The organism is Ruegeria sp. BF6, assembly GCF_056538665.1.
Map to the genome: position 1 here is coordinate 1 of NZ_JBQFTN010000007.1, position 18,984 is coordinate 18,984.

Consider the following 18,984-nt stretch of genomic DNA (forward strand, 5'->3'; position numbering starts at 1 on the left):
GGCCCCATGACCATCGCATGCCTGCTGGCCAACACTCTCACAGCATGCTGCCGCACAAACAAACTACCAGAACCAGAAGGCCTGACCGCCTGATCCTGTGCGCACTACAATCTATTCGGGGCCGAGGGTTGGAAACACTCCTCGGCCTAATTGTTTCAACATACTCGCGTTAAGTTTTAAATCTTGGGGTTTGAATGTAACGGGTATCAATGATAAACAAGTGAATCCAGCCAGTTACGTTGTGATATTGCAAGTCTCTGGGGTTGCGCTGGACCCGCAGGCTTATTGTTGAGTTGGTATGAACATATTCCTGAGCCCAATTCTGGCCGAGGTCTCGTTGCGCAAAGTGATTGCCGCCGTTGCCTTTCCGCCTTTGCTGGCCTCTGCTTTCCAACCTTTTTCAACCATTGACCTGACCTTTTTTCAACGCCTGGTGTTTTGGGTCGGGGTCATGGGACTGGCCCTGATTGTGACAAGGATCGCAAGACACGTGACGCGGATCATTTTTTTGGGCGTTCACTTTTCCAGGCGCGATACCGCGTTGGTTCTGGTCAATATGGCGCTTTTCGTTCCGGCCCTTTGGGTGTTGTCCTACCTTTTGATCACCTTCAACGGGCAACAAGCCCCCGGTTTCCTGTCAGTGGCTCCGTACGGAGCGCTGTTTGTCACCGGTTTGGTGCTGGTACCGGGGCATACACAGAAAGAGACGCCGCCGGAAAAGGCTGAACCCGCGCCGCCGCGGCTGGCAAAGCGTCTGCCGGAAACGTTTAAGGGCCAGATTTATCGCCTGACTGTCCGGGATCATGCCGTTGATGTCGTAACGTCCGAGGGAACATTCACCATTCGGTCGCGCCTGAGCGATGCGATAGCCGAGATGGAGCCGGTGCCGGGCCATTGTACGCATCGCTCGCACTGGGTGGTGGATGATGCCATTGCCGGTGTTGAGCGGCAGGGCGGCAAGACCTTTGTGCGGCTGAAGAATAACAATCTTGTTCCAGTCAGCCGAAAGTACAAACCGACATTGGAACGGGATGGCTTAATCTGAGCCACCTTACCTGGGCATGGGAATGATCTGTGGATGGGGGCCGGTCAGGATGGCCAGGGCCCCGTCGTGCATCAAAGCGTTCAGCACGTGGTCCGAACTGCGCAGCCCGCCTGTATAGGTGCCGTAGGCGGGCAGGATCAGCCGCGTCTTGTCGACCAGAAAAGCCGGGCGGCTGATCGAGCATCCGCGCGCCCTCAGCCGGGCCTTGGGGTGGTAATGGCCGGACACCTCCGCCTGTGCCTGGGGGTGTGCAATGTGCCGAAACGTCAGCGGGCCGATATTGCATTCAGACAGGTGTGTCCCACCCAGATCAATCGGGCCGGGATCGTGGTTGCCTTCTATCCATATCCAGCGGCGACCAGCTTGCAGGGCGGTGACGTCCCGTTTCTCGGCCGTACCCATTGCCATCGAGGCATCCAAATCGTCAAAGCTGTCGCCCAAACAGACTACGGTGCCCGGATTGGTGTGCGTGATGTCGGTGGCCAGGCGGGTCAGGGTCTCCTGGCTGTCATAGGGCGGCAGGGTCGAGCCTCCGTGCCGGGCGATGCGCTCGGACTTGCCCAGATGCAGGTCAGAAACACAGAGCAACTTCTTCTCGGGCCACCAGAGCGCCCCGGACCCCAGCGCGCTGAGGCATTGCCCGGCAAAAGAAAACGCGATGCTGTTCATGATCCGTTCTTTGCGCGTTTCGAGCCGGGGCGCAAGCGGTATCAGCCGGGTTCCAGCCCCGCAGCCTGCAACAGCCGGGCACTTTCCTCGGCGAGCAGGCGTTCCTCGGCCGCGCCCTTGACCGGAACCTTGCCGACCTCAAGGAACAGCGGCGCCGCAAGGGGTGAGACGCGATCCAGACGCAGCAGATCAATCCTGTCTCCAATGCGTTCAATCATCGCCTCGACTCGCCCGAAGTCCACCAGCCCGCGCATGGCTTCTTCTCGGGTGATCTGCATGAGCAGGTGATCGGGGTCGTATTTCAGCAACGTGTCGTAAAGGATATCCGAGGAAAATGTCGCCTGGCGTCCGCTTTTCCTTTGCCCACCGGTGTTGCGCTCGATCAGACCGGCGATGGTGGCCGAGGTTCGAAAGGTCCGTTTCATTACCGCATTCCCGGCCAGCCAGGTTTCCAGCCCATCACGCAAGGCATCCAGTTGAAACAGGGGGCGTGGATCAGTCACCGCGTCCAACCCCCAGATCAGAGTTGCATAGTCGGTGGCCACGAAACCCAACGGCGCCAGTCCGGTCTCCTCCATGCGTTTGGTCAGCAGCAAACCCAGCGTTTGCTGCGCGTTGCGGCCGGCGAAACCGTAGACACACAGATGCTCGCGCCCGTCATTGGGAAAACTCTCGATCAGCAGGCGGTCGCGTTGGGGCAGGCGGGACATGTTCCGTTGCAGGTCCAGCCAGTCCGCCGTGTGCGCGGGCAATTGCGGCCAGTTGGGTTGCGCGAACATCCGCAGGATACGGTCGCTTAGCTGCGTTGAGGTTGCGAATTTCGTGCCAGAGAAAACAGCCACCTTTGGCTTACGATCCGCGCGGCGGCTGACCTCGACCACCATTTCGCGCAGCCCTTCATAGCGGACGATTTGCCCGCCGATCAGAAACGTGTCTCCGGGGGTCAGAGAGGCAGCGAAGGCTTCTTCCACCTCGCCCAAGGGTTTGCCGCCGCGATTGCGCTTCAGGCGCACCTTAAGCGTGTCGGTATCCTGTATGGTGCCAAGGTTCATGCGGATACGCTGTGCCGCGCGGGGGTCGCGCAACTGCCAGCGACCATCGGCGCGCTGTTGCAACCGTTGCCACCTATCGTAGGCGCGTAGGGCGTAGCCCCCGGTGGCGCAGAACTCCAGACAGGCGTCGAACTCTGCACGACTTAGCTGCGCATAGGGCCCGGCGGCGGTCATTTCTGTGAATAGTGTATCCGCATCGAACGGTCCGGCTGCCGCTGCGATCAGTATATGCTGACACAACACGTCGCGGGGCCCCCGGCCGCGCGGTTCTCCGTCAAGTTCGTGCGCCTTGGCAGCCTCGAGCGCAGCGACGCATTCCACCACCTCAAACCGGTTTGCAGGCACCAGTACAGCCTTGGAAGGCGCGTTGTACTGGTGGTTCGCCCGCCCGATCCGCTGCACCAGTCGTTTGACGTTCTTGGGAGCACCGATCTGGATCACCAAATCCACATCGCCCCAGTCGATGCCCAGATCCAGAGAGCCGGTGCAAACGATGGCACGAAGGTCCCCGCGGACCATGGCGGCTTCAACCCGCTCGCGTTGCTGCCGGTCCAGACTGCCGTGATGGATGCCAATGGGCAGGCCGTCTTCGTTGGCGAGCCAGAGGTTGTGAAAAAAAATCTCGGCCTGTGCGCGGGTGTTGTGAAAGATCAGCGTGGTCTTGTGTTGCTTGATCTGGTCCAGAACCGACGGGATCGCGTAAGCTGCACCGCCGCCGGACCAAGGCGGCATTTCCTGCGTTTCCAGCATCCGGATCTCGGGGTCGGGGCCTGGGTCGGCCTTCACGATCTGACACGAGTCAGGGTGCCCAGCCAGAAAGCGCGCGATGGCATCGGGGTCCTCGACCGTGGCTGACAACCCGACCCGGCGCAGGTCGGGGCACAAGGTTTGCAACCGTGCCAAGGCCAGCATCAGTTGATCGCCGCGTTTGCTTTCAGCCAAGGCGTGTATTTCGTCTACGATCACCCGCTGCACACCCGCAAACATCCGTGGTGCGTCCTCATATGAAGTCAGCAGGGCGAGGCTTTCCGGTGTGGTCAGCAGAATATGCGGCGGGTCCACGCGTTGGCGTTTCTTCTGCGTGGCAGAGGTGTCTCCGGTGCGATCTTCGATCCGGATGGGCAGATCGATCTCATCCGCGGGGCCGCGCAGATTGCGGCGGATATCGGCGGCCAGCGCCTTTAAGGGCGATACATAGATCGTGTGCAGGCCCGTGTGATCCTGTTCCGCCAACTCGGCCAGCGTCGGCAGAAACCCCGCCATGGTCTTGCCGCCGCCAGTAGGGGCGATCAGCAAAGTCGCCGGGTTCGAGGCCCGGTCGAACATGTCCTGTTGATGGGGGTGGATCGACCAGCCCTTGGTGGCAAACCAATCGGTGATCCGGGCGGGAATCTGCGTCATGGTCGCATGATTACCCGCCCGGGATCAGAATGGCAGGGGGTCAGTGAATGATCTTTTCTTCCTTGACGAACATGTTGGCCCAGGCGCGATCGATCAGATCGGGGCTCATCTGATAGGGGATACCTTCGAATTCGCAAATCGAGATCATCTGATCGATCAGGAAGATCGGCTGATAGTTCGCGTAGATATTGTTGATGGTCGGGTATTTGACCTTCAACAGATGTACCAGAGCCGCTTCGTCCAATGGCATACCGCGTTTGCGAGCCACCATGGCAAAGATTTTCAGGAAGTTTTCCTGATTCGGCCCGTCGATCTTGATCTTGAAGAAGATCCGGCGCAGGGCCGCTTGGTCGAAAATCTCGTTGGGGTGGAAGTTGGTCGAGAAGATGACCAGCGTGTCGAAGGGCACCTCGAACTTTTCGCCCGATTGCAGGCCGAGAATATCCTTCTTCTCTTCCAAGGGAACAATCCAACGGTTGATCAGCGCCTGCGGTGGTTCCTGCTGACGTCCAAGGTCATCCACGATGAAGATGCCACCGGTCGATTTCAGCTGCAGCGGTGCCTGATAGGTCCGCGCGGTGGGGTTGTAGACCAGGTCCAACATGCTCAGCGACAGTTCACCACCCGTCACAACGGTCGGGCGTTCGCACTGAACATAGCGCGTGTCGAATCTTTTGCGGCGGCGCAGGCTGTTGGGATCATCAGGTTCCTGCTCAACGGCGGTGTGCACGATCGGGTCATATACGGTAATCACCTGACCGGCATACTCGATGGCAAAGGGAACATAGACATTATCCCCCAGCGCATCCTTGATCCCGTTTGAAATCGAGGATTTCCCGTTGCCCGGTGGGCCATACATTAGGATCGAGCGACCGGCGCTGACTGCGGGGCCGAGATGGTCCAGCAGGCTGTCTGGCAGAACCAGATGGCCCATCGCGCCGGTAAGTTGGTCTCGGGTCACCTGAATGTTGCGGATCGACTGGCGTTTGACCTGTTCGCGATAGACATCCAGCGGTACGGGCATCGCGCCGAAATACTCTGACTGGCTCAGCGCATCCAGTGCACGGGCCTTGCCGGCATCGGTCAACTGGTAACCCATCTCGTTCCCGCTGTTGGCGTTCAGCGTCCCGGTTGCCTCGATCAACTTTTGCTCGCGGGCCATGTCGATCAGTTCCTGCGTGACAGAACCCGGCAGACAGACCGCAGCGGCGATCTCGGAGACGGTGTCCACATTCTTGCGGAAGATTGTTTTCAACAAGATGTCGCGCATCATGACGATGGGCAGTCTCATTTCGCCCAAGCCTTTTGGGGCAGGGGGGGCCATTACCGAGGTCGTCTGCATATTCATGAGCGTTGCCCGTCTATCCAGTTTTCGTGCAAAAGGCCCCGAAAAGGGCCGTTAGTGGAAAATCTGGCCCGGCTTTGTGTCAGCACCAAGGCGCGGACAAGGCGGCTTAATGATAGTTTACGAGCCGTAAACAGTGCCGAGAATCAGATAGAGGGCTAGGCTGCCGCCGAGAGAAAGACCCATCGGTATGTGTTTGGCCCTGCTCCAGCTTTTCCAATCGGGCGCGAAACTCCGAAGCCCCGTAGTGCGCGCCAGCCGGTGGGTGGCCAAAGCCGCCACATTCATCGTGGCCAGAATGAAAACCACCAGGAAATAGTCGCCGGGCCAGATAAATGGCGAGGCTGCGGCCAGAAACTTGGCGTCTCCAGCCCCCATTTGGCGCATCACGTTGAACAGGATACCAATGGCTAAAGCCGGAATGACATGCAATAAGTGCCAGACGTAGGGGGGGAGCGAGATCGACACTGGGCCTACGGTAGCCGTTGACCACGTGGTTGACCAAGGTGGCAGAACGAAAAGGCCAACGATAACGAACACCGCCAACAGCGCGTAGACCGCCTGATTTCTGATCTTCATGGCGCGCAAGTCCGTGAAGGTCACGTACAGGCAGATCGGTAGAACAAAGGGCAGAAATAACAGCGCCGCACTCGCGGGAATGTTCATCTATCAGGCATCCTCGAGCGCCCGGAGCGAGCGGACGGCCTCGTCAAAATGCTGAGGGTGCGTGGCGATGGCTTCCCGGAACAGGTTCTTGGCCGTGGCCACATCCCCTTGTTTGACTGCAGAAATCCCCATCGTGTTCAGCAACATGGCGCGCTCGGTCTGAGACATTGGAACAACCGGCAAACTGTAGTTGCCCTGCGCGGCCCGGGCCAGAACCAAATTGTTCTTGGCTGTGAACAGGTTCTTGTCCTGCTGGATCGCCTCATTGAACAAGCGTTCGGCTTCGGCATATTGACCGCGTGTCAGCTTGGAATAGCCCCAGTTGTTCATTACCCCGCCGGGGCGTGTGGTCAGGCCAACCGCGGTTTCATAGAAGTGATCCGCGCGTTTCCAATCCTTTTTGGAATCAGCCACCACTGCTTCAAGGCGATAGCGTTTGAAGGTTTCATACGTGGGCGGCACTGAATCCAGTACGGATTTGGCCTCACTCCAGTTGCCGGCACGCACAAGGGCGTCGGCATATTCAACCTTGTCGACACTTGCGGCGCCCTTCATGGTCGTCACTTTTTTCCAGGCGGCGACGGCCTCGGTCGAACGTTTTGCCCGGGAAAGAGAGATCGCCAATCCGCGCTGCAGGTCAATCCTGCCGGGGTTTTTGGCTGCCGCGCCCTGAAAGTAAGTAACTGCTTCGTTCGGGTCCGCGGCGGTCAAAAGCACCTCGCTCAGGTTGGTTTCGTCAATGACGTTGACCTCCTGATAGGTGCGCTCGACTTTTTCTTCCTCGGTCTCTTTTTCGCAGGCGGACAGGATCAGCCCGCACATCATCATCGGCGCAATCAAGAATTGTTGGCGCATTTTTGCGTCCCTTACTGCTCTTGCCTGTGTTATGGGAGCTTGCGCAGCTTGTATTGCCCGTCGCCTTGCCGCTCCAAAGTATATTCTTGTTCTTCCGCTGTATTATTAGCAGGATTTTCCATTTTTGCGAGTGCTAAGCGCAGATTGTCGCGGATTGCGTCACTTTCGCCATTGTCCAGCGCATAGGCACGTTTGAAGACCTGTGCGGCCTCAGAGTATTCGCCTGTCTCGACCAGCAAAACGCCAAGATTGTTCCAGGCAACCGACCACTCGGGGTCAGCTTTTACGGCACGGCGCAGCAGGGTTTCGGCCTGCCCTAGGCGCTTGAGCCCAAGGTTGGCAGTACCCATCGCGGTCAGTATCTGCGACGTCATCCCCTGATCCAAAGCGGCGCGCGTGAAGGAATCCAGCGCCAGTTCGTATTCTCCGGCTGCCATCAACCGGTTTCCAACTGTAAGCTCGTCTGCGCCCCTACCGTTCGGATCAATCCCGGGGGCATCCAGATCATTCATTGAACCCATATCAGTACAAGAGGCCACCGTGGCGATCACCACGGCGGCCCTTAGTGTGTGGCATATCCCAGAGCAGATACGCCTGAAGCTGAACTTCGCGGGCTTATCCGCCGGCACTTTTTCCAAAATCTGCGATCCCTTTTGCCGAAGGTCCGACCAGAATGACCAGCAAAGGCGGCACCGTCAGCATCATTGTGGCAAGTGTCATCTTGGTTGGCAACTTGTTCGCGGCCTCTTCGGCCCGCATCACGCGTTTGTCACGCATCTCGCTGGCATAAACCCGCAGAGCTTCGGCAATGGATGTACCGAATGTTGCCGATTGAATCATTACGGTCACGAATGAGCTGACATCCTGAACGCCGCAACGGGTTCCGAAATCGCGCAACACCGTATCCTTGTCCTTACCGGCTTTCATTTCATGGGCGACAACTTCGAATTCCTGCGCGATATCCGGGTAGGAGGTGCTCATCTCGCGGGCCACGCGCACAATGGCCTGATCCAGTGACTGACCGGCCTCGACACATACCAGCATTAGGTCCAGCGTATCGGGAAACCCGGCGGTGATTGCCTCTTTCCGTTCCTCGACGCGCCGGGTGACCCAATAGCGCGGCAGGAAATACCCTGCGGCTGACGGAATCAGAACGCGAATTGTCATTTGGCTTCCGGTGAATTCTTCTCCGCCTGACAGCACCGTTACCAACAACACACCGATCAGAATTCCGACGATACCCAGTGCAAACTGCGCAAAATGGAAGAATCGCACCGCATCCTTCGAGTGATACCCGGCCTGACGCAACTTGAGTTGCATCGCCGAAAGCTCTTCTTCGTTCTGGGGTTCGAGGAAGGTGGCGAATTTCTGAAGTTGTTCGTTGCGGCTGGCGTTGCGGAGCTTGTCCTTTTTGGACTTTTTATCCGACTTGGGTGCCGCGGTTGATTTCTGTAGCTTTTTCAGCGGATCCTCTGGCTGGTTCAGCATCAGAGAAACGGCGATCAGGATCATGAATAGCCCAAGAACGCCGATAACGATCAGCGGTCCGAACTCACCCAGGTATTGTTTGATCAGGTCGTTGATTTGGGTCAGGAATTCCATTGCTATGCCCTCAGACCTTAATGTTGGTAAGAACGCGCATCACAATCAGGTTCAGCGTCAGCATAATACCGACAAAGAAACAGAGTGGGATGAACAGAGGGTGATCGATCACGTCGTCATAGTATCCGGGATCGTTCACAAGAATGAACAACAGGCAAAAGACCGGGAAACCGGACAGGAATTTGCCGGACCATTGCGCCTCGGCGGTGATCGCCTTGACGCGCCGGAACAGGCGGAAACGGGCGCGGATCACCTTGGCCAGACCGGCCAGGATTTCGGCAAGGTTACCACCCGACTGTTGCTGAATCCCGACGGCCACCGACAAAAAGCGAAGATCCTGCATGCCCAGACGCTCGGCCATGTCTTTCAGAGCCTCACCCACGTCACGGCCATAAGCGCATTCATCGGCGATGATGCCAAACTCTGTGCCCAACGGGTCCTGTACCTCGTTTGCAACGATCTGGACGGATGAGACGAACGGGTTACCGACACGCAGCGAACGGACCATCAGCTCAACCGCATCAGGCAGTTGCTCTTCCATCAGGGCCATGCGTGTTTTTGCCTTGCGATTTACCCACGTGTAAACGCCGCCAACTCCGATAAAGCCTGACAGTGCGACCCGAAGAACCATATCCGTCGCGGTGCCGATGCTCAGGCCTACAAAGGCAAAGCCGGACAACAGGATCATAACCATGATCAGTTGTCGCGGAGTAAAGGCGATCGCCGCCTTTTGTGCCTTGTCGGCCAGCAGCGAATAGAGCGGGATGCTCTGCGTCTTCATATGCTGCTGCATTTCCTTGCGCAGCTGTTCCAGAACCTGCTCCCGCCCGACTCCTTTGTCGAGCATGTCGAGACGGCGGTTGACTTTGCTGTTCAGGCTGATGGATTTCCCGAAGGCCACCAGATAGATGCCTTCGACCAGAAAGAACACCGCGATGAAGATCACGACATATATGAGCGCCTCAAGAGGCAGTTGCATATCCAGATCTCCTACATAGTCGTCGGTTCATAGATCGAAGTGGGCAGATCAAAGCCCCACAGGCGGAATCGCTCGGAATAGTGGCTTCGCACGCCTGTTGCCGTGAAGTGGCCGATGATCTTGTTGTCCGGTGTCAGGCCAACCCGCTGGAATTTAAAGATTTCCTGCATCGAAATTACATCACCTTCCATGCCGGTAATCTCGGTGATCGAGGTCATACGGCGCGAACCATCCTGCAGGCGGCTGGCCTGCACGATCAGGTTCACAGCGCTTGAGATCTGGCTGCGGACCGCCTTGATAGGCATTTCAATACCGGCCATAGCGATCATGTTTTCCAGGCGCGAGATACCATCACGCGCTGAGTTGGCGTGGATCGTGGTCATCGAACCGTCGTGGCCGGTGTTCATGGCCTGCAGCATGTCGATCACCTCGGCGCCCCGCGTCTCACCCACGATGATGCGGTCAGGACGCATACGCAGAGCGTTTTTCAGACAGTCGCGGGGACTGACCTCACCTTTGCCTTCAACGTTGGGCGGGCGGCTTTCCATCCGGCCCACATGGGTCTGTTGCAGCTGAAGTTCCGCTGTATCCTCGATGGTCAGGATGCGCTCGGCGTCGTCGATAAAGCTGGACAAGGCGTTCAGAGTCGTCGTCTTACCCGAACCCGTACCACCAGAAACGATGATGTTCAGCCGAGTTGACACAGCGGCCTGCAGGTAGGCCGCCATTTCCTCAGTGAACGCGCCGAAATTGACCAGGTCATCGATGCCCAGCTTGTCTTTTTTGAACTTACGAATCGACACCAGCGAGCCATCCACCGCAATCGGCGGGACCATTGCGTTGAAACGCGAACCATCAGCCAGACGGGCGTCAACATAGGGGTTGGATTCATCAACGCGACGACCCACAGCGGACACGATCTTGTCGATGATCCGCATCAGGTGCTTTTCATCCTTGAAGGTGATGTCGCTGATTTCCAGCTTACCGTTGCGTTCCACGAAGATCTGCTGAGGACCGTTGACCAGAATATCGTTGACCGTGTCGTCCTGCAGCAAGGTCTCAAGCGGACCCAGGCCAGTTACCTCGTCATACAGCTCCTTGTTGAGCTGCGTGCGATCCTCGCGGTTCAGGACGATGTTGCGCGATTCAAGAACTTCGCTGGCAATCGCACTGATTTCTGCGCGTAACTCCGCTTCGCCTGCGTTCTCAAGCGCGGCGAGGTTCAGGTTTTCCAGCAGCTCGCGGTGCAGTTCGATCTTGATTTCACCAAGACGCTCTTTGCGTTTGCGGTCGCGATCGGCCACCACAGGCTCGGCGGTTTTCTTTGGCTGGGGGCGTCGGGCGACCGCATTGGCCGACGGAGCTTTTTCAACCGTAGGCTTCGGTGTTGCGGCCGGGGATTGAACCGGCTGCGCTTCGGACTGTTTCTTGTATCTTGAAAACACGGCGGCTCGTTCCCTTTCAGACTGAGTTACGCAGCTTCAGCGTTGCTGCTGCCCAAGCTGTGAAGCGATTTAGCAAGTTTCGCGATTTCGCGACGCAGTGGGTTCTTGGCGGCTGCATTGGCCAGCGGTTGTCCGTGGTCACCGCTTTGCATGACTGGTTTGCCACCATCAGGCAGTTGCAGATCGATGGAGATACCCAGGCTTTCCGCCATCCGCTTTACCCGGCCCTTGCCGTTCAGATCGGTGAATTTCGGAGCCCGATTTAGGGCGAAACGCAATTTTTCGAACGGCAGTTCTTCGGCCTGCAGGGCACGTTTAAGCCGCAGCGCGTTCTGGGCCGAGCGCATGTCCAGTTCGATCAATGCGAAATACACGTGCGAGGCCTGAAGTACTGTCTCTGACCAGTGAACAAGCGTCGATGGCATGTCCACGACGACGTAGTCAAAGTGGCGGCGGGCCGTGTCGATCACCCGCTGGATATCTTCCGGCGTGATCAGGTCCAGTGGAACCATATCCGACGGTGCGGTCAGAACCTGCAGCTTTTCCTCGTAGGTTTGCAGCGCCTGCGCAAACACTTCCTCATCCATCGAGGCTGTGTCAGACAGCATTTCAAAGACGGTTTCGCGGCGCGGCAGGTCCAGATAGGTCGATACCGTGCCAAACTGCAGGTCCAGATCGAGCAGGCAAACCGACGGTTCTTCTTTTTCGGATACGGTGGCCAGTTCCCAGGCCAGGTTGACCGCCATCGTAGTGGATCCCACGCCTCCGGCCAGACCGTGCACGACGAACAGGGCACCTTCCTTTGATTCGCCTTGCGTCAGCGGCGAAGCCGTCTCGTGAACTGCGACCGGATCGGGCTGGTTCATTCGGGTGATCGCTTCCTGCAGCTCGCCTTCGGGCAGGGGGTAGGGGACAAATTCATCCGCACCCTTGCGCAGCAGCTGATGCAGAGACGCCGGCGTGACGTCTTCGGCGATCAGAACAATCTTGATCTTCTTTTCTTTAGCGCGGGTGATGATTTCGCCCATCAGTGACAGGTTGTCTTCATCTTCGCCATCGATTGCCAGTGCCACAAATTCCAGAGAATCGGCATCGGGTTGGCTGAAAAAGGCCAGCGCTTCAGCGAAACCCAGGTCACCCCAGCGTTCCCCCAGTGCCGCCTCCATGTCCTCGATCAAAAGATCGAAGTTCTGGACATCACGGCTGATGGTGCAAGCCTGAATGGCATTCTTGTCGTCTTGTGGCGAAGCGCTCGTCATTAACACAATCCTCGTCGCGGGAGCAGGCAAACACAGTGGGCTTGAATACCCTGTCTGGTTCGCTCTTGCCCCAGTGCGGCCAGGATCGGCCGCAAGTCACCTAATTGTTGAAAATTTGGCTTGGAACTTAGGCAAGATTTGGGCGCAAAAGAACCAATTGTAGGGAAATGGGCGACGATGCCGCCCATTTCCTAAAGATTATTCACCACCAGAGCCGTCTTCGCGTTGGATGTAGCTCGCTCTTGTCGCGCTCTCGACATATTCGCGATAGATGACTTCGGCGTACTTGCCATCCAGCAGCTGCGGTGCACGATCCACAAAGCCTGAAACTTCTGTCACGGTGCGGCGGTTGCGGCGATCCCTGTCCGGCGTGTCGATAAGAGGCCGCGTTTTCCCAAAGGACACGACAGCCTCGAGGCGCGAGCGCGAGATGCCTTGCCGTGTCAGGAACGCAACGGCCGCATTAGCGCGCCGCTGACCCAGTGCTTTATTATATGACGTCGAACCAACCGCATCGGTATGGCCATACACGCGGAATCGTGCTTCGGGGAATTGTTTGATCCACGAGGCCTGCCGCAACAGAACACGTTGAGCCGTTTCATCTAGCTGTGCACTGTCGAAGGCAAAGTTGATCTGCGTCGGAACCTCGGCTGCGAAGCGCTGGCCTAGGATCTGAGCGTAGGTCAATTCGCCATTCATGACCTTGAGGTTATTCAGAGTCGCGTTTCCGAATGCGCCTTGGTCTACTTCGTACCCAGCCTCACGCGTGCATGCGGAGACAGCGACCGAAAGACCCAGTGCGATAATCCACTTCTGCATTGGTCCTATCCTCCTATCAATCCAGAATGTAGCCGTAGGAGCTGCCAAAGTCCTGTTTGGCCACTTCCGAAGCCGCACCGGAACCCGGACGCGTTGTACGACCGACTCTGCCGTTTACGAACAGATCAAATTCGCTGGGCGGTTTGACCCGGTCCGTCGGCAATGCCAGGGCTTCGCCACGTGTTGGGGACACAAGATGAACTGTGACGATGATGACTAGCTCGCTTTGTTGGCGCTGGTAATTCGAGCTACGGAACAGGGCGCCGAGCACCGGAACATCGCCGATCCATGGAAGTTGACTGGCAGCGTCCCTGAAATCATCCTGAATCAGGCCGGCAATGGCAAAGCTTTCACCGTCTCGTAGTTCAACCGTCGTCTTTGTCTGTCGAACGATAAAGGTTGGGACGTTGTTACCTGCAATTGTGAAGGACGAGTTAGAATCAATGCTTGAAACTGAAGCCCCCATCTCGAGATTGATCAGATCACTGTCCACTACGCGCGGTGTAAAGAGAACCTGAACACCGAAGTTGCGGTATTCGATGGCGATTTGCCCGTCATCCCCGGGGACCGGGATCGGAACTTGGCCACCTGCCAGAAATTCTGCTTCTTGCCCCGAAAGGGCGGAAAGGTTCGGTTCTGCGAGGCTGCGTGCAAGCCCTTTGGCTTCAAGGGCCTCCAGCAGCAGGCGGACCTGTGTAGAGCCTGCGCCAAAACCGAACAAGATCGCGCCGGTATTAGTTTGCTGAACAGGAATGTTGTTGTTCAAGGCGTTGGCCAACGCACCAGCAGTGTTCAGTGTGTTGATACCTCCGGTTACGTCACCGCCGCCAAAACCTAACGATGCGGTCAGACTTTTGGCCACACTACGGCTCATCTCGGCAAAACGTACCTTCAACATTACTTGTTGAACGTCGCCGACGGACATCAAGTTCGAAACGCGGTCGGGTGCGTATCGTTCGGCCAGTTCCAGTGCACGGCTAAGTTTCGCGCTGCTTGAAACCACACCTGAAAGCACGATTCCGTCATTGGCGGTCCGGACTTCGATCTGCTCAGCCGGAAGAATCTGCCGCAGCCGCTCCTTAAACTCGGACACATCCGGAGACACGCGCACCCGAACGTTCGCCAGCAGGTTGCCCGCGCCGTCAAACAGGGTCAGCGTGGTCAGACCCGGTGTTTTGCCCAACACATAAATCGTACGATCCGAAAGCGACGAGATATCAGCGATGCCGGCATTGGCGATGCTGAGCTCGGCGAACGGTTCTTCGCTTTCCACGACAATTGCGCGGTTCATCGGAACGTCCAGCGTTTCCGCTGTGCCATTCTTCACCACGCGCAAAGTTTCAGCCCAGGCCGTTTGGCCGACCGGACCAACTGTAAGCGCCAACCCAAGCAGGGTTGCGCTGATCCAAGAACGTATTTTCATGTGACCTGCCTCTCCGATCACGCCTCGTTTTTTGGGTCTAATGCCCTATGCTGGGTAACACTGCGCGAATTACGAATTTATTGCAATAATCAATGGTTTCCGGAATTTTCCTTATGTGGACAATGCGCAACATCCAAAACGTAACAAGCCGCGCACATGGCGCGGCTTGCGGTCGTAAATCTCTGATTTACATCAGTTTGTACAAGGAATTTGGGTTTTGACGATCTCACCGCCGCGCCGCGTGTTCACGGTGCAGACCTTTTCTGTGACCGGGGCCGGAGCAGGAGCCGATTCCTTGAGGTTCAGCAATTTGCGCTGGTCCACTTCAACTGCAGTTGCGACCGTATCGTCCTGCACACCAACCAGGGCCAGTGACAACTGGCCAGTGTTCTGCGCCTGCGCCAAAGCCGCGATCTGTTCCGGTGTTGCAGCAACGGTCACGGTGCGCGCGATCGTCGCGCCGGTCAGGTCAGATCCGGCGGTCTGGTCCACTGCGATCAATTCGATGTTGGTCTGAATCAGGCGGGTGATTTGGTCACCGCCGCCTTCGAATTCTCGGCTGACAGAGCCGGTCCAATACACATCCACGCTGTCGCCTGGACGCAGAAAGCCGGAAACGCCCGACGAAACATCGACGCTGATAGCAAACGCGCGCATACCCTTTTCAATTCGGGAAACAAGGCCTGCTGCCTGGCCAGGCTTGGTGACCTTGACCTCCATCAGCGCTTCGTCTTTTTCCAACGCCCTTAGCACGAATCGATCACCTTTGGCGTCTTCGGGGAACAGTACTTCCATGTCCAAAAAGCTGCCTTCTGGAATGGCATCCTCGGGCCAGTTCACGATTCGAACATCATCCTCGACCAGCGGCTCGCCGTATTTCATGGCCCGGTTGGAAACGATGACGCCTACGGTTGGCACCGATTTGACGTTTGCCAGCGCATCCTTTGTGGCTTGGCGTTCACGGGCGAGCTGATCCTGGTGCTGAGCGATGTAGTCGCGAGCCATATAGACCGCACCCCCGGCCAAAGCTACCCCGGCAATCAGGACAAGTCCAAATACCAAACGCATTCGCGTCCCCTCGTTTTTCTTTTCCGTTTAGTTGCCGCAGAAACTACGACAAAGATCAGTTTTGGATAAAGGTAGATTGTGTCGAAAAAGGGGACAATATTTGAAATATTTTGCCTCCGTGGCTTTCGGGACAATCAAGGGCCGTATCGATCAGGGATCGGTTGCGCCGAATTTGACGCTGATCTCTTCAGCGACATCAACCTTGCTCAGGGCTGCGCCAGCTCTGGCATCCAGTTCTTTGACGGGTTGGCCAAAGTAAGCGTATACACCTGCGCCGATGCCCACGATCGCAGCTGTCAGCACGACCCAGTCAACAGTGACTGCCCCGTCTTCGTGCTCTATGAAAGTTTGGATTCTGTTCATCATGAAAGCGCCGGAGTTGGAGTTGTTGCAAAACAAATGGGGCCACGCCTGAACAGGCAAGGCCCCACAAAAGAATTTCTCAGACTAAGCTGTGGTTCCGATTACTTCGGGGTGATCGGAATATCGCTTGCAACGTTGGAGGCTGCGACATCCAGGGTCGAGCCAACGGCGTCTGCGATTGCTTTGGTACCATCACCAACTTGGGTGTAGGCAACGGCGGCCAGGCCAACAACAGCTGCGGTCAGAACAACCCAGTCAACAGTTACGGCGCCGTCTTCGTCTTTGCGGAAGTTCTTGATGAACTTGATCATGTTACGTCCCTCCTAAAGGATCAAAAAAGTCATTTAAACCTCGGCGTCTAACAGAGCTTTCTCTCTCAGTCCGCTCCCGACCGTCTCGGTATGGCATTATGTTTGCCTGTCTGGCATGGCAGGAATTGGGCCAAACACCGTCTTTTTTCTTCCGGGCTTAACTTTTTGGTAGTTTTATTTCTAACATATTGAAAATAAAGGTTTAAAAAATCACAAGGGAGGGCGCCCCATGTTGCCGCCGATGCAAAATTGCGGCAAATGAGGCGAAATTGCCCCAATTCGACGTGTTTTTCTGGCTTTTCAAAGGGATTCGCGCTTCAAACTGTTGAAAAGAAAAAGCACGAGGCAGGCAAATGAAACTCCGGGACGCAATGACCTGCGCCGGCATCTTGGCGCTGGTGGTGGCAGCACCAATGTCAGCTGTCGCAACCGAGACTGAACCCAGGGGCGTATATAAGAGAGTGAAGGCGCCAAAGCCTGGCACGCGGCCCAAGGTGACTGTTCAAATATCACCCGAGGAACATGCGGCGGCCCCATACGCACCCAGCACCGGGGCTGAGATTTCCGTTCCCGAGGTTGCAACGCGCACAACAGCTGTCCCCCCAAGCGTTCCGGGCACAGGGCCAAAGAACAAGCCGGTCGGGTCATACAAAGCCTTCTGGGATAAAATTTCTCCGGCGCTCTCCGCATCGGGTGCAGGGCGGTTGAACGACGCTATAAAAGCGTTGGCCGCGACCAATGTGGCCTCACCACGACTGCAGACTCTTCAGAACATCGCACAACAGCAGGGCATCGAGATCCTGCGCTCGACCGTGGGGACCAATGTTTCTCCCGCATTGGTGCTGGCCGTTATTTCTGTTGAATCCGCTGGTCGCGCGGATGCAGTCAGTTCTGCCGGGGCGCAGGGGTTGATGCAGTTGATGCCAGCAACCGCCAAACGATTTGGTGTAAAAGACAGCTTTAAGCCCTCTCAGAATATTTCGGGTGGGGTGAAATACCTGAACTGGTTGATGGAAGAATTTGGCAATGATCCGATTCTGGTGTTGGCCGGGTATAACGCGGGCGAAGGCGCGGTCCGCAAGCACAGTGGTGTGCCACCTTATGCCGAGACGCGCGACTATGTGCCTAAGGTCCTTGCGGCCTTTCAGATTGCCAAGGCCCTGTGTTCAACTCCGCCTGAGCTTATTTCGGACGGGTGCGTCTTCCAGACCCAGAACTGAAAAAGACCCGCCAGTAACGGCGGGCCATTTTGGTGTAAAGGATCAGTTGACGATCTTGGCTTCGGTGGCGGCGCGGATTTCGTCCTCGGTTACGCCCTCGGCAATTTCGACGATCTTCAGGCCACCTTCGACCACATCCAGAACACCCAGATTAGTGATGATGCGATCCACCACCTTCTTACCGGTCAGCGGCAGGGTGCATTTCTTCAGCAGTTTGGACTTACCGTGCTTGTTGGTGTGATCCATCACGACGATTACACGGCCCACGCCGGCCACAAGGTCCATCGCGCCGCCCATGCCTTTGACCAGCACGCCGGGAATCATCCAGTTGGCCAGATCACCTTCCTCGTCCACCTCCATCGCGCCCAGAACGGCTGCGGCGATCTTGCCGCCTCGGATCATGGCGAAAGAAGTCGCGCTGTCGAAGTAGGATGTGCGGGACAATTCGGTGATAGTCTGTTTGCCTGCGTTGATTAGGTCGGGGTCTTCCTCACCCTCGAACGGGAATGGTCCCATGCCCAGCATACCGTTCTCGGATTGCAGGGTGATGTCTTTGTCACCCACATAGTTCGCCACCAGCGTCGGGATGCCGATGCCGAGGTTTACATACATGCCGTCTTCCAGCTCTTGCGCCGCGCGGGCGGCCATCTGATTGCGATCCCAGGGCATTATGCGTCCTCCTTCTTGCGGGTGGTGCGCTGTTCGATGCGCTTTTCGTGATCGCCCTGAATAATGCGATGTACATAGATGCCGGGCAGGTGGATGCTGTCCGGGTCCAGCGAGCCGCGGGGTACGATTTCTTCGACCTCAGCGATGCAGATCTTTCCGCAGGTCGCGGCGGGTACGTTGAAGTTGCGGGCGGTCTTGCGGAAGATCAGGTTGCCGGTGTCGTCGGCTTTCCACGCCTTGACGATGGCCAGATCGGCGAAGATGCCCTCTTCCAGAATATAAGTCTCGCCGTTGAAGTCTTTGTGCTCTTTGCCCTCGGCAATCACGGTGCCCACACCGGTCTTGGTATAGAAGCCGGGGATACCCGCACCACCGGCGCGCATCCGTTCGGCAAGGGTGCCTTGCGGATTAAATTCCAGCTCCAGCTCTCCGGCCAGGTACTGACGCATGAATTCGGCGTTTTCTCCGACGTAAGAGCTGATCATCTTTTTGACTTGCTTGGTCTGCAGCAGAATGCCGATCCCGAAATCGTCGACGCCCGCGTTGTTCGAGGCAAAGGTCAGGTCCTGAGCGCCCGAGTCCTTGATGGCCTCTAGCAGCAACTCGGGAATACCGCACAGGCCGAAACCGCCCGCGGCGATCATCATGCCGTCCGAAATCACTCCATCGAGCGCCTCGGTGGCATTGGCATAGACTTTCTTCATGGAAAACTCCCCCAATGACATGGTGATGGCGCAGGTTGTGCCGCCGCGTCACGGGGAAGTCAATGAAACCAAGGCGTAGGTGGTATTTC

The 18,984-nt window shown here is 57.0% G+C and carries 19 protein-coding genes and 1 pseudogene; 3 read left to right on the forward strand and 17 right to left on the reverse strand.

Annotation, left to right across the window (positions count from 1 at the left end; all coding sequences use genetic code 11):
* Both ACR0IM_RS15420 and ACR0IM_RS15425 read left to right on the forward strand, forming a co-directional pair.
* A pseudogene (locus tag ACR0IM_RS15420) lies at nt 1-93 on the forward strand (bifunctional methylenetetrahydrofolate dehydrogenase/methenyltetrahydrofolate cyclohydrolase); the annotation flags it as partial.
* Nucleotides 94-298: 205 nt separating this feature from the next.
* A complete protein-coding gene (locus tag ACR0IM_RS15425) occupies nt 299-1,045 on the forward strand; it encodes a LytTR family DNA-binding domain-containing protein (protein WP_480682468.1) in 747 nt (248 codons plus the stop codon).
* Between the two features lie 6 nt (nt 1,046-1,051).
* Here the strand turns inward: ACR0IM_RS15425 and pdeM are convergent, their stop codons facing one another.
* The 15 genes from pdeM to ACR0IM_RS15500 all read right to left on the reverse strand — a co-directional run bounded on the left by pdeM (nt 1,052) and on the right by ACR0IM_RS15500 (nt 16,302).
* The gene (gene pdeM / locus ACR0IM_RS15430; protein WP_480642918.1) at nt 1,052-1,714 is read right to left on the reverse strand and encodes a ligase-associated DNA damage response endonuclease PdeM; all 663 of its coding nucleotides are present in this window, start codon (nt 1,712-1,714) and stop codon (nt 1,052-1,054) included.
* Nucleotides 1,715-1,755: 41 nt separating this feature from the next.
* Entirely contained in the window at nt 1,756-4,167 is a 2,412-nt protein-coding gene (locus ACR0IM_RS15435; protein ID WP_480682469.1) for a ligase-associated DNA damage response DEXH box helicase, read from the reverse strand.
* A gap of 40 nt (nt 4,168-4,207) precedes the next feature.
* The gene (locus ACR0IM_RS15440) at nt 4,208-5,515 is read right to left on the reverse strand and encodes a P-loop NTPase family protein (protein WP_480593947.1); all 1,308 of its coding nucleotides are present in this window, start codon (nt 5,513-5,515) and stop codon (nt 4,208-4,210) included.
* A 117-nt stretch (nt 5,516-5,632) separates the two neighbouring features.
* Nucleotides 5,633-6,178: a prepilin peptidase gene (locus tag ACR0IM_RS15445; RefSeq protein ID WP_480593945.1), complete on the reverse strand. Its 546-nt coding sequence runs from the start codon at nt 6,176-6,178 to the stop codon at nt 5,633-5,635.
* A gap of 3 nt (nt 6,179-6,181) precedes the next feature.
* Complete coding sequence (locus ACR0IM_RS15450) at nt 6,182-7,033, reverse strand: tetratricopeptide repeat protein (protein ID WP_480593943.1); 852 nt, start codon at nt 7,031-7,033, stop codon at nt 6,182-6,184.
* 29 nt (nt 7,034-7,062) lie between these two features.
* The gene (locus ACR0IM_RS15455; RefSeq protein ID WP_480593942.1) at nt 7,063-7,545 is read right to left on the reverse strand and encodes a tetratricopeptide repeat protein; all 483 of its coding nucleotides are present in this window, start codon (nt 7,543-7,545) and stop codon (nt 7,063-7,065) included.
* A gap of 103 nt (nt 7,546-7,648) precedes the next feature.
* Nucleotides 7,649-8,635: a type II secretion system F family protein gene (locus ACR0IM_RS15460; protein ID WP_480593940.1), complete on the reverse strand. Its 987-nt coding sequence runs from the start codon at nt 8,633-8,635 to the stop codon at nt 7,649-7,651.
* Between the two features lie 10 nt (nt 8,636-8,645).
* A complete protein-coding gene (locus ACR0IM_RS15465; protein ID WP_480593938.1) occupies nt 8,646-9,614 on the reverse strand; it encodes a type II secretion system F family protein in 969 nt (322 codons plus the stop codon).
* Between the two features lie 11 nt (nt 9,615-9,625).
* Nucleotides 9,626-11,059 (reverse strand): TadA family conjugal transfer-associated ATPase, encoded by a 1,434-nt coding sequence (locus ACR0IM_RS15470; protein ID WP_480593936.1) that lies wholly within the window; start codon nt 11,057-11,059, stop codon nt 9,626-9,628.
* Nucleotides 11,060-11,085: 26 nt separating this feature from the next.
* A complete protein-coding gene (locus ACR0IM_RS15475) occupies nt 11,086-12,318 on the reverse strand; it encodes a CpaE/TadZ family protein (protein WP_480593935.1) in 1,233 nt (410 codons plus the stop codon).
* Between the two features lie 198 nt (nt 12,319-12,516).
* Complete coding sequence (locus tag ACR0IM_RS15480; RefSeq protein WP_480593934.1) at nt 12,517-13,137, reverse strand: OmpA family protein; 621 nt, start codon at nt 13,135-13,137, stop codon at nt 12,517-12,519.
* A gap of 16 nt (nt 13,138-13,153) precedes the next feature.
* Nucleotides 13,154-14,560, reverse strand: coding sequence for a type II and III secretion system protein family protein (locus ACR0IM_RS15485; protein ID WP_480593933.1), 1,407 nt, complete (start codon nt 14,558-14,560; stop codon nt 13,154-13,156).
* 192 nt (nt 14,561-14,752) lie between these two features.
* Nucleotides 14,753-15,628: a Flp pilus assembly protein CpaB gene (gene cpaB, locus ACR0IM_RS15490; RefSeq protein ID WP_480593932.1), complete on the reverse strand. Its 876-nt coding sequence runs from the start codon at nt 15,626-15,628 to the stop codon at nt 14,753-14,755.
* Nucleotides 15,629-15,778: 150 nt separating this feature from the next.
* On the reverse strand, nt 15,779-15,994 hold the full coding sequence (locus tag ACR0IM_RS15495) for a Flp family type IVb pilin (RefSeq protein ID WP_480593930.1): 216 nt from the start codon (nt 15,992-15,994) through the stop codon (nt 15,779-15,781).
* A gap of 98 nt (nt 15,995-16,092) precedes the next feature.
* Nucleotides 16,093-16,302 (reverse strand): Flp family type IVb pilin, encoded by a 210-nt coding sequence (locus ACR0IM_RS15500; protein WP_480593929.1) that lies wholly within the window; start codon nt 16,300-16,302, stop codon nt 16,093-16,095.
* 353 nt (nt 16,303-16,655) lie between these two features.
* Between ACR0IM_RS15500 and ACR0IM_RS15505 the strand changes: the two genes are divergently transcribed.
* Nucleotides 16,656-17,522, forward strand: a complete 867-nt coding sequence (locus ACR0IM_RS15505; protein WP_480593928.1) for a lytic transglycosylase domain-containing protein — start codon at nt 16,656-16,658, stop codon at nt 17,520-17,522.
* A gap of 42 nt (nt 17,523-17,564) precedes the next feature.
* On the opposite strand, the gene ACR0IM_RS15510 is transcribed toward ACR0IM_RS15505, so the two are convergent.
* Together ACR0IM_RS15510 and ACR0IM_RS15515 are read right to left on the reverse strand one after the other, a co-directional pair.
* Nucleotides 17,565-18,191: a CoA transferase subunit B gene (locus tag ACR0IM_RS15510; RefSeq protein ID WP_480593927.1), complete on the reverse strand. Its 627-nt coding sequence runs from the start codon at nt 18,189-18,191 to the stop codon at nt 17,565-17,567.
* Nucleotides 18,191-18,895 (reverse strand): CoA transferase subunit A, encoded by a 705-nt coding sequence (locus tag ACR0IM_RS15515; RefSeq protein WP_480642926.1) that lies wholly within the window; start codon nt 18,893-18,895, stop codon nt 18,191-18,193. Before ACR0IM_RS15515 ends, ACR0IM_RS15510 begins: the two co-directional genes overlap by 1 nt.
* Nucleotides 18,896-18,984: the final 89 nt, after the last annotated feature.